The organism is Flavobacterium hibernum (genome assembly GCF_000832125.1).
Classification (GTDB): Bacteria; Bacteroidota; Bacteroidia; order Flavobacteriales; family Flavobacteriaceae; genus Flavobacterium; species Flavobacterium hibernum.
Genome location: NZ_JPRK01000013.1, coordinates 116,869 through 133,725 on the forward strand (window position 1 = coordinate 116,869; position 16,857 = coordinate 133,725).

9 protein-coding genes are annotated in these 16,857 nt (G+C 34.3%); 5 read left to right on the plus strand and 4 right to left on the minus strand.

The window, feature by feature from the left end:
* Positions 1–224: 224 nt before the first annotated feature.
* The gene (locus IW18_RS15975; RefSeq protein ID WP_205625289.1) at positions 225–1,688 is read right to left on the minus strand and encodes an FAD-dependent oxidoreductase; all 1,464 of its coding nucleotides are present in this window, start codon (positions 1,686–1,688) and stop codon (positions 225–227) included.
* 364 nt (positions 1,689–2,052) lie between these two features.
* Here IW18_RS15975 and IW18_RS15980 point away from each other — a divergent pair, with 364 nt between their 5' ends.
* The 3 genes from IW18_RS15980 (at position 2,053) to IW18_RS15990 (ending at position 4,022) form a co-directional block, all read left to right on the plus strand.
* Positions 2,053–2,682, plus strand: coding sequence for an N-acetyltransferase (locus IW18_RS15980; RefSeq protein ID WP_052480183.1), 630 nt, complete (start codon positions 2,053–2,055; stop codon positions 2,680–2,682).
* Positions 2,683–2,806: 124 nt separating this feature from the next.
* Entirely contained in the window at positions 2,807–3,442 is a 636-nt protein-coding gene (locus tag IW18_RS15985; protein WP_041518890.1) for a hypothetical protein, read from the plus strand.
* A 133-nt stretch (positions 3,443–3,575) separates the two neighbouring features.
* Positions 3,576–4,022 carry a hypothetical protein gene (locus IW18_RS15990; protein ID WP_041518891.1) on the plus strand — a complete coding sequence of 149 codons (447 nt, stop codon included), beginning with the start codon at positions 3,576–3,578 and terminating at the stop codon, positions 4,020–4,022.
* A 301-nt stretch (positions 4,023–4,323) separates the two neighbouring features.
* Here the strand turns inward: IW18_RS15990 and IW18_RS15995 are convergent, their stop codons facing one another.
* Together IW18_RS15995 and IW18_RS16000 are read right to left on the minus strand one after the other, a co-directional pair.
* Positions 4,324–5,679 carry an MBL fold metallo-hydrolase gene (locus tag IW18_RS15995; protein ID WP_041518892.1) on the minus strand — a complete coding sequence of 452 codons (1,356 nt, stop codon included), beginning with the start codon at positions 5,677–5,679 and terminating at the stop codon, positions 4,324–4,326.
* A gap of 1 nt (position 5,680) precedes the next feature.
* Complete coding sequence (locus IW18_RS16000; RefSeq protein WP_041518893.1) at positions 5,681–6,511, minus strand: ATP cone domain-containing protein; 831 nt, start codon at positions 6,509–6,511, stop codon at positions 5,681–5,683.
* Positions 6,512–7,028: 517 nt separating this feature from the next.
* Here IW18_RS16000 and lepB point away from each other — a divergent pair.
* Positions 7,029–8,642, plus strand: a complete 1,614-nt coding sequence (gene lepB / locus IW18_RS16005) for a signal peptidase I (RefSeq protein ID WP_041518894.1) — start codon at positions 7,029–7,031, stop codon at positions 8,640–8,642.
* A gap of 131 nt (positions 8,643–8,773) precedes the next feature.
* On the opposite strand, the gene IW18_RS16010 is transcribed toward lepB, so the two are convergent.
* On the minus strand, positions 8,774–11,389 hold the full coding sequence (locus IW18_RS16010) for a glycoside hydrolase family 3 C-terminal domain-containing protein (RefSeq protein ID WP_041518895.1): 2,616 nt from the start codon (positions 11,387–11,389) through the stop codon (positions 8,774–8,776).
* Between the two features lie 300 nt (positions 11,390–11,689).
* On the opposite strand from IW18_RS16010, the gene IW18_RS16015 reads away from it, so the two are divergent.
* Positions 11,690–16,006 carry a hybrid sensor histidine kinase/response regulator transcription factor gene (locus IW18_RS16015; RefSeq protein WP_041518896.1) on the plus strand — a complete coding sequence of 1,439 codons (4,317 nt, stop codon included), beginning with the start codon at positions 11,690–11,692 and terminating at the stop codon, positions 16,004–16,006.
* Positions 16,007–16,857 lie beyond the last annotated feature (851 nt).

Sequence of the window (16,857 nt, forward strand, 5' to 3'; positions counted from 1 at the left end):
TCTTGTATTTTATTTCTTGATCCTGTATGTCAGGCTGAGCGAAGTCGAAGCCTTCGTTCCAATTGGAGTGCCTTCTCCCGAAGTCTCGGGACGCTCAGGATGACAAATGAGTTCTTGTATTTTATTTCTTGATCCTGTATGTCAGGCTGAGCGAAGTCGAAGCCCTCGTTTCAATTGGAGCGCCTTCTCCCGAAGTTTCGGGACGCTCAGGATGACAAATGAGCTTATTTGTTTTTCTTTTTAAGACATCTTCCTCTTGGTTCGTCGCCTTCATGAAGTACAATATCAGAATGTAGAAACTTTGCAGCATCGGCTGAATCTTTTACTTTAGTGGCGCTTCGCTTTAGCATTTCTTTTTCAAAATTATTCAAGACACTTTTTCGCACTCCCGCTTTTCTCCATTGAGATAAAGGTCTGCATTCTTTTACAATTTCGCGAGCCAGCGAAAGTGCATCCAATAATGCCTGATTGGCACCTTGTCCTTTAAACGGACTCATTGGGTGAGCAGCGTCACCAATAAGAGTTACAGAACCACCTTTTTGCAATAAATCACCTGTAAGCAATTCGCGATCATATACAGGATAACCGGAAACATTAGCTTCTGGAGTTGCGGCTAAAATTTGCGGAATAGGGTTGTGCCATTGCGTTCGGCGACACGCTTCGTCTTTTAGCGCTTGAGGTCCTTGAGCGCTTAATGCTTTAGCTTCATCTTCGGACATTGGAAAACTAAGTTGCCACATCACCGAATCTGATTTATAAGGCATCATGTAAATTCGTTCATTACCATTGGCAGTTTGAAATACTGTAGCCGAATCTAATAATTCACTATCAATTCCAGTAAGAGCACTCAAATCGCAAATACCTAATATAACAATGCAATCAAGGTAACGCAAAGGAGTACGTTCTTCACCAATCAATAATTTGCGTACCACACTTCGAATACCATCGGCACCAACCACAAGATCAGCTTTGACGTTTTTTATTTCTCCATCAACCTGAAAGTTTAGATCGACAGTTTCATCCTCACACGTCTTAAAATCCATTAATTGATGTCCCCATTGTACAACATCGTGTTTGCCTAGTTGCTCCAATAACGACAAACGCAAAGATTGTCGGGTGATATGTATGTTGGTGCGTTTTGGCGATGTTTTTATATCAGATGGAATCCATTTTCTAATTCCCCATTCTCCAATTATTTTTCCGTCGATAGTATGTACAACGTGTCTTGTTGAAGTAACACCATCTTTAAGATCGAAAATTCCAAGTCCTTCAATGGCTTTACTAGCTTGTTGCAGCGTAAGTCCGTAGCCCTGAGATCGGGCATCGAAGTTGTTGTCGCGCTCATAGATCATAAAAGGAATTCCGCGATGCAAACAGGCTACAGCAATTGCAACGCCGCCAATACCAGCACCAATAATAGCAACATGAGGATAATTTTCGGTATCTGCCACAGGAGGATTTGCAGAACGAAGCAATCCAGATCCTGAACAGTTCGAGCATATCGACAAATGTGCCTTTGGACGAACAGGAGGAATACCTTCGCCGTTTGATTTTTCAAATTGCTCTAATGCCGCTTGATAGTGGAGTCTTATTTTCTTGCTGAGTCTTTGGCTTTTTTTGCCGCGTCCCTGACATTCCGGACAAGCAGTCCAGCTTCCTTCTTCATTTTCCACTTTATTTACTTCCAATTATCTATGATTCTATGTGTTAAAATAATTACCCTCAACAGGATAAAGCAATGATTATAATGTAGTATTACTTTTTTAATCGCTGTACAAATTTAAGACAAAAGAGCACCAGTACAAAATGAGTTTAGAATTGACGTAAAATCTTCTTAAAGACAAATAACAAGTTATCTCAAAATGATAAAATCATATCATTTTGAGAAGCAATATCAACAGAAAGAAAGTATTGTTTTGTTTGTAAGTGGTTCATATATAGTGTGTAATATTTAAAGTTGTACTATGATCTTAATATTGGTATATGTTTTGGGAATAACGTGAGATATTTCCAGTTCATCTAAAATAAAATAGGAGATATGTCTATTCAAATATGAAAAACCAAGTAAATACTATAGAATATTCCGTTAAGGAAGCTTTATTACAAAATAGTCACGAACATAATGATGTAATAGATTTTACGATTGAAGTTGCCAATGCCAATCATATATTTTGGATAAAAGAAATTTGCGATGTAACATTATCATCGGCAATTGCCAGAGGAACAGGAATCTCCGGACGTTCGCATAAATCGCTTGAAGAGAAAATGAAAAAAGGAGAAGCCATTATTGCTTTTGCAGCAGATGGAACGTGGGCAGGTTTCTCTTTTATTTCGTCTTGGGAAAATGGTAAATATGTTTCTAATTCCGGATTAATCGTAGCGCCACAATTCAGACATACCGGACTTGCCAGAAAAATTAAAAGAAAAATTTTTTGGCTGAGCCGTCAAAAATATCCCAATGCCGTTATATTTAGCTTAACCACAGGATTAGCGGTAATGAAAATGAATCATGAACTAGGTTTTGAGCCTGTGACTTATTCAGAATTAACTACAGATGAGGTTTTTTGGGAAGATTGCAAATCATGTGTAAACTGTCCTGTATTAATAAGTAAGCAAAGAAAGAATTGCTTGTGTACAGCAATGCGATTTGATCCAAAACACAGCATTTCTGGCAATTCGTAACGATGAATTATAATTTTTGATAAAAGTTAAAAAGTCAAAAAAACTATGGGTTGATTTTTATAGATTTGTAAAATATGTTTACTCCCAAAAATATATTGGGAAACAATTATAAAATCTAAAGACAATGAAATCTGTTACTTCAATATTTTTATTTTTAATGTTTGTTTGTTCCAATTCTTATGCACAATTGAGTTCAGACAAAATATTCGAAAGTTTTAAACAAGGAGAACGCACCAATTGCTCATCGATTGCTTTTATTAAAGCTTCATTAAATGTTTACGGATTAGATAATCTTTTTATTACAGAGAAAATAGACGATAGCATTTATAAAATAACACTAAAGAATAATGCTTCATTTAATCTAAAAAATGAAGAAATTAAGAGAGCCAAAATATCTGCAGATTTTGTTTATATCAAAGACAATTGCGAAAGCGAAAAAATAAAAGACTATGCCGTGTTGACTTACGCCGTAATGGCAAAATACAAGCAAATTATAAATAGAGAAGCCACTTTTGATAAAGCATTAGAAGATTTAGAAGATGGCTCTGTATATACTCCAACAATTTATAAATATTTAGGATTTAAACTAGGCAAACAAATACAAAAACTAAAGCGACAATCCGGAAGCGAATTTTGTGGTGTTGTTGCATGGTCAACGGCACACGCGGTTTTTGTTTGTGAAGATTTTATGGATTATTACGGCAACAAAAAAAGTATCTGGATAAAATATCCTAGCCGTTTTAGAATAATTAAATCATAAAAATAGCCTGACTCACAGCACGATTTGTTACTAATTGTTAAAATTATTGTAAAAAAAACAAATTAATAAAATTGCATTTTAAGTTAATTTATATATTTTTGTGCTCATTAAACAACCCCAACTACCACATAAAATGAAGAATACTACTATTTTACTAAGTTTCCTTTTCTTTTTAACGACTGGTGCTATATTCGCACAGGCAAAAAATGCTCCAAGAAGTATCATTAGTACAACAGCACTAATTAAAAAATATCACGATCAAAAAGAATTAAGTGGTATGCAAAAAGGTGAGCTTTTAGAGTTATATATTGAGCGTATTAAAGTTTTAGTAAAAACGCTTCCTTATATCGCTTTGGTTACAAAACCAGGAGTTACTATGGCAGACTTAGGTATTCCGGACGATAACGAACACAAGAAAGTATTAGATTTACAAGCTGTTGGTACAACATCTTTCTTAGATACTACAGTAGAATTTCAAAGAAAAATGATGCCTTATTCTGATAAAGGAAACTTAATCGCGGCGATCTTATTTTACGAAAGCACATTAAAATCATTACACGAGTTCAACGATTTGAACTAAGCGAACAAATTTTTATAGTAAAAAGCCCATTTCATAACGAAATGGGCTTTTTTATTGGAGTAATAGATTAGCGTTAAAAGTGAAAAAGGAAAAAAATTTACCGCTTTATTATTTTCTACCGCAAAGACCGCAAAGATTTTTTATTTAAGAATGCTTCTAAAAGCATATCCCGAAGCCTCGGGACGCAAAGCTAAATTAATACAAAGCTTTGCGAACTTTACCTTTTTATAAAAGCTAAGAGAAAAAAAACTTTGCGCACTTTGCGGTAAACTTTTTTCTCTTTTCATATTTAACATTGATTCTAAATTTCGATTTCATTTCCCATCATAGCAACATTACATTTAAAATGATATTGATTCTGAATTTTAATTCGGAGTTCATCTGCCGGAAGGTTTTCGCCGTGAACTAAATAAACACATTTCGGAACATTTTTAAGAGCAGAGAGCCAGTTTAAAAGATCTTTTTGATCTCCGTGTGCCGAAAGTCCTTCCACTTGAAATATTTGGGCTTTTACATTATAGTAATTGCCATATATTTTGATTTCCTTGGCTTTTTCAATAAGTTTTCTTCCGCGAGTACCTTCCGCCTGATAACCCACAAAAATAACCGTAGTATTTTCAAGACCAATATAATGTTCAAAATACGATAATACGCGACCTCCCGTAACCATTCCGCTTGCTGCAATGACTACTTTAGGTTGCGGGTCATCAATAATACGCATGGTTTGCTCAAACTCAGAGACAATGCTAAACATTTTAGACATTTCATGACAATCATCGACAGAAAGTTTATGCCACTGCAAATTTTCTAAAAACACATGCAAGGCGCTAGCCCCCATTGGAGTATCTAGTATATATGGGATATTTGGAATTCGACCTTCAGTTTTGAGTTGCCACAAAAGAAACATTATCGATTGTGCTCTCTCGACAGCAAACCCCGGAATAATTACCGTTCCGTTTTGATCGATGGCGTTATTAATTAATGTTTCTAACTCTTCCTTTACATCCAAATTAGGATGTAGTTTATTTCCATAAGTACTCTCCAAAAAAACATAATCCGCCATTGTGGGTTTTGTGGGCGGAAACATCAAGACATCATTATCACGACCAATATCGCCAGAAAAAACTAAAGTTTTGCCCTCGACAGTTACCGTAATGCTACACGCACCAATAATATGTCCCGCATTTTCAAAAACAGCAGTAATATCGTCTTCGATAACTATGGGTTTATTTGGAGGCACAACCTTAAAAAAAGAAGAGACCGCCTCAGCTTGCGTTATGGTATAAAGTGGTTCTGCCTGAGTATGTTTAGAATATTGCTCTTCATTGGCTCGATTAGCTTCTTCTTCCTGAATTTTGGCACTATCCAAAAGAACAAGATTAGCGATTGATTTAGTTGGAGCAGTACAATATATTTTACCCGTAAACCCTTGAGCGACTAATCTGGGCAACCAGCCACAATGATCGAGATGACCATGTGTAAGCAGGACACAATCTATTGTCGAAGGCAAAATTGGCAATGGATCCCAATTGAGTTCGCGCAGAGCTTTAAGACCTTGAAAAAGACCACAATCAATCAATATTCTTTTGTCTTTTGTTTCGATGAGGGTTTTTGAACCCGTAACAGTTCCGGCTCCTCCTATAAATTTTATTTTCATCTTAAATATGTTTACAAAGTTGTGAAGCTTCAGCTAATATATTTTTAGTTCGATTGTCGCTAAGTTCAATTTTTACAAGAATTTGAGGATTATCAATAAGATCTTTAACCAGTATTTGATCCAGAACCAATAATTTTTCTTTTTCAATCATTGATAATGTTGTCAGGCAGGTAATAGGGTAGAGCGCACCTTTATCTATTTTATTTTTAATATTGTTATTTTGTGGATAATCCCAGCTTAAAAGAGAGATTCCGCTACAGTTTGCAAAATCCTGAGCATCTTTAGTAAAACGATTGTTGGTCACAATAATACAAGAATTTATAGTTTCGTTACTCGAAAAAATAGTTTGGGGTTTTACTTTAAGATCGTTAAAACGAGAAAGAATGTACATCGGTACTTTTACATCGGTAGAGCCATCTCGGCTACCATGAAATTTACATTCCACCATCGTAATAATATTGTTTTTTACGATTGCTATATCAACTTCATGCGATACACATTTTCCTTGTAGCGTTAAGTTTGTTTTAGTCTTAAAACCATCGGCAGCATACAATCTCGAAATAAATTTTTCAAAGTAAAAACCTGCTGGCCCAAGCATTTGCAAAGCCAATCTAATGTTGTAACGCGCGGCATGTGCGTTTGACGCTTTTTTTAGAATTTCAAAAGCAAGCTTGTATATTTCCTTGGTGGTAATACCATCATACATTTGCTTTTCGATTTGGAGTAGAGATTCTTCGATAAGATCACTGTTAGCTCCTGATTTTTCAAGAGAAAGTTTTAATTTTTCTTTATCAAAAGGTACTGAGTGGCCCGAGTGCTTCGTTATTTTCATACTAAAGAATAAGTTTTATCAGATGATTGCACTAAATAAAAACGCTTTTTTTCCTGCACAGATAATCAAAATATCACCTTTGAGTTTTTACTATTTTTTTCTTTTTTTAAATAAGTGCGTTGCCGTTTTTTTGGTATGTATTTTAAAAAGCAATTGTTGGGATTCTCTTTTTAGGATTTGCTTTTCAAAACCCCCTATTTTTATATAAAAGCGGGTTGATATACTAACAAATTTCGGAAATATTTTTGATAATCAATGTTTTATGGTTCTGTTTTTTGCACGGAAAAAAGCGGAGTTACTAGTTCTAAATTGACTTTTAAACTTCGGTCTTTTGTTGAAAAATTTACAATCAATAAACAAAAGTTAAAAGAATATTGTTTTAGTGATTTGAGATTAACTTAGATGCAAATAAGAAGGTTAAAATGTTTTTTGTTGATGGTTTCTGTAACAATTTAATTAAATAACTACATATACAATATCAGTTTATTGTATAAAATAACTCTTAAAAATTAAAAGTATGAATATATTAGAATGGCTCGTTTTTATTTTAATAATGCTATTTATCCACGGATTATCTACCTGGAAACTTTACGCAAAAGCAGGAAGAAAGCCCTTAGAAGCATTTATTCCAATTTATAATTTAGTTATTTTAATGAGAATTATAAAACGTCCCACTTGGTGGCTGTTCTTATTATTTATTCCTATTATTAACCTTATAATGATTCCTGTGGTTTGGGTCGAAACTATTAGAAGTTTTGGCAAAAATTCCAGATTAGATACAGCATTGGTTTTAATAACGCTAGGGTTTTATATTACCTATTTAAACTATACTTCTGAAAAGTTAACTTATGTTGAAAATAAAGATTTACAGCCAAAAACTAAGACAGGAGAAACCGTAAGTTCTTTACTATTCGCGATAATTGTTGCAACATTGGTACACACTTACGTAATCCAACCCTTTACAATTCCGTCTTCATCATTAGAAAAAACATTATTAATTGGAGATTTTTTGTTTGTAAGTAAAATTAATTTTGGAGCACGAACACCTATGACTACTGTTGCATTGCCAATGGTTCATGATTCAATTCCCTTGATTGGTGTAAAATCATATTTGTTTAACGACGATCATACCAAAAAAGAAACCTCATTGTTAAACAAATTTCAATTGCCATATTTTAGATTTCCTGCAATAGAAAACATCAAACGCAATGAGATTGTAGTTTTTAATCAGCCTGCAGACACGCTTCGTGATATGGATAATTTTCATCCGGATAGAAATTATTACAAGCCATTAGATAAAAAAACAAATTTAGTGAAACGATGTGTTGGAATGCCCGGAGATTCATTAGAAATTCGTGACGGAGATATTTACATCAATGGCAAAAAGGACAAATTACCAGAAAGTGCAAAACCACAGTATAATTTTATTGTAGATACAAAAGGTGTTGCTATTAGTCAAGATGCGCTTGTACATCGATATGGCGCGAGAGAAGGGATGAAGTATGATAATGGAGATTTTGCATTAACAAACACAGGACAGTATTTTTTGACATTAACAGATAAAGAAGCCGCATTAATAGCAACGAATCCAGTTGTAAAAGGAGTTAAAAAATATCTGTCACCAAAGGGCGAAGATGGAAAGGTGTTTCCTCATATTCCGTCTTTGGGTTGGAACATCGACAATTATGGACCTATTTATATTCCTCAAAAAGGAAAGACGATACAATTGAATTTAAAAACACTTCCTTTCTATAAGCGAATTATAGAAGAATATGAGCATAATAGTTTGAAAATTCAGGGTAATGAGATCATTATAAACGGAAAAGTAAGTACAACATATACTTTTAAACAGGATTATTACTGGATGATGGGCGACAATCGTCAAAACTCTTTAGACGCGAGATATTGGGGATATGTTCCTTTTGATCACGTAATTGGTAAACCTGTTTTTATTTGGTTTAGTTGGGATAAAGATGGCAGCGGCATTTATAAAGTAAGATGGAATCGCGTTTTCTCAGTAATCAACGGCGATGGTGAACCTAAGTCTTATTTGATACATTTTTTAGTACTAATAGCGCTTTATTCCGTTGGAAGTAGAATAATAAAGAAAAGGAAAAAAGAACAAGTTTAATATATACTTGAGATAATTTAGAACACTAAATAAAAAGTCAATTCATAAAAAAAGAGCTTCAGGTAAATGAAGCTCTTTTTTTATACAATTTATCAAACGTCGTTGTTTAAAACAACAGACTAGAAAAAATATTAGTTATCAAGTAACACAGTCTTTCCGGTAATATTGACTCTACCAGTTTGAATATCGCTTGAACCATCAGGTAGTTTTCCTCCAACCGAAATAGTAAACCATCCAGGTTCCACCACACGTTTGCTCTTTTTATTAATTAAAGATAATTGTCTTGGCGTAATGGTAAAACTAATCGTTTTTGTTTCGCCTTTTTTAAGATTAATACGTTCAAAACCTTCAAGTTGGCATATTGGTCGTGGAGTAGAAGCTTTTTCATCTTTTACATACAATTCAACTACTTCCTCTCCGTCACGATCTCCAGTATTTGTAACATCAACAGATACTTTCAGATCTTTATCTGCAATTGCGCTCGACGGAAGTTGTAAATTACTGTATTTGAATGTTGTGTAACTCAATCCAAATCCAAACGGATACAAAGGTTTTTTCTCAAAATAACGGTACGTACGACCTTTCATATTATAATTTTCGAAATCCGGAAGCTGATCTACAGATTTGTAATAAGTAACCGGTAAACGTCCTGCGGGATTATAATCGCCAAAAAGTACATCGGCAATGGCATTTCCGCCTTGTTGTCCCGGATATCCGGCAGTTAAAATAGCAGGAACATTATCATTTGCCCAATTTATCGAAAGCGCGCTTCCGTTTATTAAAACTAAAATTACAGGTTTTCCTGTTGCGCTCATCGCTTTTATTAACGCTTCCTGATTTGCAGGTAAGTTAAGGCTCGTGCGGTCTCCGCCTTCAAAACCATCAGCTTCAACTTTCATTTCTTCGCCTTCCAAGCGTTCATTTAATCCCAAAACCAAAATCACAGCATCCGCCTGATTAGCTGTTTCAACCGCTTTTTCAAGTAAGTTCTCCTGTGGCTCAGACCATAAAAGCTGTGCAATTGCATCGCCGTAAAAGTTTTGATATTTAGCCTCGATTTTATATTTTCTTCCCGCTTCTAATTGAATTTTCTGCGGACGAATTCTTGGACTGTGATTGTTTTTTCCTCCCGATGTTTTCCCTGTTTCGATTTCCACAGTCATAAACGGTTTCGACCAATCCGTAATATTATAAAGACCCGTTTTAGGAACCGAGATATAACCCGTCCATCTTACACTATAATTACCCATTTTCATGCGAGGATCAGGAGTATTAATATCCCAATGAAAGTCTATATTGTCATCATTTCGAACAAAAAGGGGTTCACCTTCCCATTTACTATTATTAAAGTATTCGCCTGTTAAGCCCTGTATTCCGTTTGGATTTTGAAAGTAAATCGACGGAATAACTTTCATTTCGGGAACACCCAAAGCAAGATCAGTTCCTTTTGCGTATAGAACTTTTGTAGTAGGCTCAATTTTGTTCTGAATCCCTTTTAAAACCGTAATTGGATTACTTGGAATACCGCTGTAATTTCCCCATAATGATTGTATATCATTGGCATTTGGCCCAATAACAGCAACAGCTTTTATATTTTTAGAAAGCGGTAAAGTGTTATTTTTATTTTTTAGCAGTACAATACTTTTTTGAGAAGCCGTACGCGCAAGCCAATCGTTAGCCGAGTTATTATTTACCGAATACGGAATCTGCGCATAAGGCACAATTTCATCCGGATCGAACATTCCTAATTTAAAGCGAGCTGTAAACAAACGTTTTATAGTAACGTCAATATCTGCTTCGGTAAGTAATTTGCGATCAAGAGCTTCTTTTAATGATTTGTAACTGCTTCCGCACTCTAAATCTAAACCTTCTTTTACGGCTAATGCCGATGCTGAAGCCGCATCATTGGTAATTTTATGGTATTTCCAGATATCTGTTACAGCACCACAATCAGACACGATGTAGCCTTTAAAACCCCAATCGTTTCTAAGAATATTGAATAAAAAAGGACTCGCACTACAAGATTCTCCTCTAAAACGGTTGTAAGCGCCCATAACCGAATACACATTACCATCTTTTACCAAAGTACGAAAGGCAGGAAGATACGTTTCGTAAAGATCAATATCACTTACATTTACATCAAATTGATGGCGAGAAGGTTCCGGTCCGGAGTGAACCGCAAAATGTTTGGCAGTTGCAATTACTTTAAAGTATTTTGGATCCGTTCCCTGAAGACCTTTTACATAATTAAGCCCAAGTTGACTGGTTAAGAAAGGATCTTCACCATAAGTTTCATGTCCGCGTCCCCAGCGAGGATCGCGAAAAATATTGATATTTGGCGACCAAAAAGTCAAACCCTCATACATACCGTGTTGTCCACGTCTTAAATATTCGTGATGTTTGGCGCGCGCCTCATCAGAAATAGCATTGGCAACATCAAAAATTAATTGACGATCCCATGATGATGCAATTGAAATAGATTGCGGAAAAACAGTCGCATATCCTGCGCGGGCAACACCATGCAAGGATTCGTTCCACCAATTGTATTCAGGTACGCCCAAACGTTCGATAGCGGGTGAAGAATCCATTAGCTGACTTATTTTTTCGTCTACGGTCATTCTCGAAACAAGATCGTCGACACGCTGCTCAATAGGTAAATTTGGATTTTTAAAGATGTAATTTTCTTGTGCAAAAGTGTTTAATGCAAGAAAGTTGAGCATAAACACAAGTCTGTATACTTTTCTCATTGAATTAATGTGGTGGTTTTTTGGTTGATATAGTTAATAGTATTTTTTATTGAGAAGTTTATAGAATAGAATCTATAATTGAAGATACAAAATTATAAGTTTACATTTTTTAGCTTAGGATTAATTGCTATTTAAAGGGTGCTGTAAAGCTTGAACGTAACTTTTATGCGTTAGTACCAAAAAGATAAAGGAGGACAAATAGCTAATTTACGGAGGGTATTTTGCTAATTACGGGTAGTATTTTAGGTTAGGAAAAGAAAATTGATATTTTTGTGATTACCGCTAAAAAATAAATTTAAGATGTTGAAACATAATACAATTGTAGTTTTATTGAGTTTGATGTGTGCGTGGTGTGCCGCTCAGCCAGCTGGGATTCTAACACATTTTTCAAATGACGGAAAATTAAATCAATCAAGAGTTTTAGGTATTCAGCAAGATAAAAAAGGATTTATTTGGTTGGGAACTTTCAACGGATTGATTCGTTATGACGGAACTACTTTTCGAAAATTTAAAGTAGAACAAAGCGTACCCTTAAATATACAATCGAACCGTGTATCGAAATTTAAGTTTGATAGTAATGAGAGAATTTGGATTCAATCTGAAAAAAATGACATCTATTATTTTGATACAAACGAATTAAAATTTCATAATCCAGTTGAAGGCAATTCTGCCAATCACAAATTTGATCATTTTAAAATTATGCCGTCCGGAAGAACGTGGCTCTTTCCCGAAAGTAAAAATTACATGATCGCTTTTGAAAAAGACAAACAAATAAAACGCGTAAATTTTGATTTGGCCAAACATTTTGGGAAGATTACAGATGTTTACGAAGATAAATTAGGAACAACATGGTTCTTGACAGAAGCTGGAATCTGCCGATTAAAAAAATCAAGTCAAATACCCGAATCTTTTTTTTCGAACGTGGCGGGGCAAGCAGGAAAATCCAACTCGTTTAATTTTGCAGAAGAAACCAAAGACGATCTTTGGTTTGCAGGAAACAACGGAAGATTTATTCGATACAATAAAAAATCTAGCACTTTTTTCGACTTAGATTTAGGAATCAAAAGTGACATTCTGCTTATTAATGCCATAGCCAATAGTCAAGTATTGATAGTTACAAAAGGTAATGGCTTTTGTTTGTACGATATAAAAACTGGTAAACTAGATCATTATTCTAGTAAAACATTGCCGGGCGTGCCTAATGAAAATATTAATTTTTTAGGATTAACCAATTCGCGACAATTTTGGTTTGATACGCCAACCTCAGGAGTATTTCAGTTTGATATAAAAACCAGAAAACTAAAACAGCTAGAAGTCGATTCAAGCAATCCTGCGACAACAGGCGGTAAACAAAAAAGCTTTTTGTTAACCTCGCCAAACGGAACAGTCTGGATTCAGTCCAACAAAGGAGCATTTGGGTATTGGGATGAAAAACAAAATCAGTTATTTTCTATAATGCGATGCATTAAGGAATCCAAAGAAACCGTGTCAGACGTTATGTATACTGCGATGTTTGACAAATTGGGTAATCTTTGGTTTTGTTCTTATAAACAAGGATTAGATCTAATTACGTTTAATAATAGTAATTTTTTATCCTTAAAATTATCACCAGTTGAGAATAAAAAACACAATGTTCGAAGCCTCATGGAAGACAATAAGAGAAATCTTTGGGTAGCTTGTCGTGACGAAAAAATAGAATTGTTTGATGCTCAAAAAAGAAAGTTAGGTTTCTTAGGTTCAGATGGTACTTTGTCCAGCAACAGTCCGGGTTGGGGATCGGACATCTATAGTATGATGCAGGATTTTCAAGGCAGAATGTGGATTGGAACGCGCGGAAATGGCGTTTTTTGTCTCACGCCCAAACAAGGTTCTTTCAGCTTTGCTGTGGAACATTTTAAGTACGATAAAAATAACAAGTACAGCGTTAGTTCAGACGATGTTTATAAAGTTTTTCAAGCTTCAAACGGTCAGATTTATTTAGCAACTTGGGGCGGTGGAATTAACTTAGTTCGTCAGTCAAATAATAAAACCACGTTTGTGAGTCACAGAAACGAACTGAAAAATTATCCAATTGAAACTGCCGACAAAGTACGTTCCGTTGTTGAAACCAAAGATAACAAAATCTTTTTTGTCTCATCTTATAAATTGTTTGCTTTTTCTAATGCAAACAAATCGGCAGACAAAATACAGTTTAAAGAATATTTTCAGGCATCAGGAAATGATATTTTAGATATCATTGTTACATCAGACAATCGTTTGGCACTTTCTACGAATGGAAAAGGGCTTATTTTGGTCGATATAGACAAGCAAGACAAAGTAAAAGTGAAATCGTTTTGGAGCGAGAATTTAGGTTTTCCTTTAGATGGCGTTGTAGGTATGCAAGAAGATAAATTTGGTAAAATCTGGCTTATGGGAGACAATCAAATCGTACGATTTGATCCTAAAAATAGCAGTTGCGAGACTTTTCCGGAGTTAAAATCAATTATAGGAACCGAAATATTTTCGGAAGCTACAAAATGCAGGCTGGCAAGTGGCGAAATTGTCTCGGGATATTCTGATGGCGTTATTTATTTTAAACCAGAAGCAATTAAACCTTTCTTGTTTAAACCTTATTTGGCGATTTCCGGTTTTCTAGTAAACAATAAAGAATTGTTCGAGATTAATCCCGAAACGCCCAAAAACCCTGATTTACTAAAAGAAGTGACATTAAAACACGATCAGAATTTTTTTAGAGTTCAGTTTTCAGCTTTAGATTTCATTAAAAATGAAAATATCGTTTATCGCTATAAATTAGAAGGAATTGACAAAGAATGGAATTATCTAAAAGCAAGTCAATCTATTAATTATACCAATTTGGGTCGAGGAACTTATACGCTTTTGGTATCTTCTACCAACGGTCATAACTTATGGCTGGACAATGAGAGACAAATAAAAATTATTATAAAACCATCAATCTGGGGAACTTATTTTGCTTACTTCTGTTATCTATTGTTGGCAATAGGTTTGTTTTTATTGGTGAGACGTGCGTTTTTAACCATTTTAAAATTGCGTAATGATGTTAGAGTTCAAAAAGAAGTAAGTGAACTGAAATTGAATTTTTTCACGGATATCTCGCATGAAATCCGCACTCCGCTTACTATGATTACAGCGCCATTAGAAGTAATGCTTTCAGATAATCAGATAGACGATTCCGTTAAATCTCAGCTTCGTATTATCGAAAAATACAGCAATAAGTTGTTGAATTTGGTCAATCAAATTTTAGATTTAAGAAGAATGCAGGATCGTAAATTAGAAGTTCGCGAAATTGATTTAGGAGAATTTGTGACTGAAGTATGCGAAAATTTTACCGAAATGAGTCTTCAGCGAAATATACAATTGAAGGTTAATATTAGCGAAACCAAACCGCATATTTGGGCTGATCCGGATAGTCTGGATAAAATTTTGGTCAATCTACTTTCTAATGCTTTTAAATATTGTAAAAAAGGAAATTCAATAACAGTAAACGTAGAAGAATCTGAAAATAAAGTTTACTTAAAAGTAAGTGATAACGGGCCCGGAATTAATGCTAGTGTTCAGAAAAAGCTGTTTGTTCGTTTCTCCAACTACAATGAAAACCCATTTAATCCAAGTACAGGAATTGGTCTTTCGATTGTAAAAGATTCAGTCGAAAAACATGGTGCTGAAATTTCACTAGAAACTAAAGTAGGTAAAGGAAGCAGTTTCGAAATTTCTTTTCCAAAAGGATACAGCCATTTCTCAGATGATGTCGATATCATTTTTGAAGAAACAGAAGAACATTTCATTGATGATGAATTAATTGTAGAAGATCAAGTAGAAGTAGAAGTAAGAGATAAACCTATTGGACTTATAGTAGAAGACGATCTGGAATTAAGAAAATTTATCGTTTCAATTCTAGAACATGATTATACTATTTATACCGCAGAAAACGGAGAAGAAGGCCATTTAAAAGCCGCCGAGTTATCGCCGGATTTTGTTATCAGTGATATTATGATGCCAGAATTGGATGGTATCGAAATGCTTAAAATTATTCGAAATAACTTTGCAATTAGCCACGTTCCTGTGATCTTACTCAGCGCGAAAACAGCAATTGAAAGCAAACTGGAAGGATTAGAATATGGTGCCGATGATTATATTACGAAGCCTTTTAATGTGAGTTTCTTAAAGGCAAGAGTAAAGAATGTTTTAGAACAAAGATTTCGATTGCAGCGTTTGTATTCTACGGGAAGTATTGCAGAAATATCAGAAGAAAAACCATTACAAATTTCCAACAGAGATAATAAATTCATGCTCCAAGTAATTGAATTGGTTAAAGAAAATATCTCTAAATCTGATTTTTCAGTAGATGAATTAGGGAAATTAATGTGCATGTCACGTGCTAGTTTTTTTAATAAACTTAAAAGTATTACAGGTGTTTCTCCCGTTGTATTTATTCGGGATATGAGATTGAACGAAGCTGCCGAATTGCTTAAAAATGAAGATCTATTAATAAAAGAAGTTTGCTTTGAAGTAGGTTTTAATGATTTAAAATACTTCGGAAAATGTTTCAGAGCCAAATTCAATTACACACCAGTAGAATATCGCAAACAGTTTCGATAGAATTACTCTAGAATAAAAAATTAAAAGATATTTTTTGCCACAGATTTCACAGATTAAAAAGATTATAAAAAATCTGCTTAATCTGCGTAAAAAAAAATTAAACACATTCGCAATCTTGTCATTCCGACGAAGGAGGAATCTCCGTAAGAAACTCTACAAAGATTAGTGTTTTTTTTGCCACAGATTTGACGGATTAGAAACATCCGCAATCTTGTCATTCCGACGAAGGAGGAATCTCCGCAAGAAACTCTACAAAGATTAGTATTTTTTTTGCCACAGATTTCACGGATTAAAAGGATTATAAAAAATCTGCTTAATCTGCGGGCAAGAAAATTAAATACATTGGGACATAGATTTATATTTAGGAATGAATAAAAAAGAATAAAAGAGAAACTTGTTTCTCACACATAGTTATTCTATGTTCGTTAAGGTAAGTGAAACGCCTTTTTTAAAGTAATAAAATCTATGTCCCTATGTGTTAAATAATTATAGCCAACGTACAATAAAAAACATATCTATTTATGCCTCATTGCTTTTTCGTAATGAGGTTTTTTTTTAGAAATTAGAATTTGAGCCCTATTGAGAAATGCTTTTTTATTTGTGAATATTTTTTTACATATTATAAAAAATAAAGCCATTATTTGGTAAATACTTAGTTTTTGGTGGGTAAATAGCGATTTAACCCTTTCTGAAAAGCAATATTTACCCCAATTTGAGATTAGCTATATCTAGTTTTGCTTCATAATCTTAACAGATTTTTAACTTACTAATCTTAAACCAAAAAATTATGAACCAAACCAAAACTAACAATCACTTATCGCCACCAACCTCAAAAGTTATTTGTGGCAATA

Bases quoted from the DNA above. Each gene is read 5' to 3' on its own strand.
- IW18_RS15980 (WP_052480183.1), top strand. From the start codon at position 2,053: ATGAAAAACCAAGTAAATACTATAGAATATTCCGTTAAGGAAGCTTTA.
- IW18_RS15985 (WP_041518890.1), top strand. From the start codon at position 2,807: ATGAAATCTGTTACTTCAATATTTTTATTTTTAATGTTTGTTTGTTCC.
- IW18_RS15990 (WP_041518891.1), top strand. From the start codon at position 3,576: ATGAAGAATACTACTATTTTACTAAGTTTCCTTTTCTTTTTAACGACT.
- IW18_RS15995 (WP_041518892.1), bottom strand. From the start codon at position 5,679: ATGAAAATAAAATTTATAGGAGGAGCCGGAACTGTTACGGGTTCAAAA.
- IW18_RS16000 (WP_041518893.1), bottom strand. From the start codon at position 6,511: ATGAAAATAACGAAGCACTCGGGCCACTCAGTACCTTTTGATAAAGAA.
- lepB (WP_041518894.1), top strand. From the start codon at position 7,029: ATGAATATATTAGAATGGCTCGTTTTTATTTTAATAATGCTATTTATC.
- IW18_RS16010 (WP_041518895.1), bottom strand. From the start codon at position 11,389: ATGAGAAAAGTATACAGACTTGTGTTTATGCTCAACTTTCTTGCATTA.
- IW18_RS16015 (WP_041518896.1), top strand. From the start codon at position 11,690: ATGTTGAAACATAATACAATTGTAGTTTTATTGAGTTTGATGTGTGCG.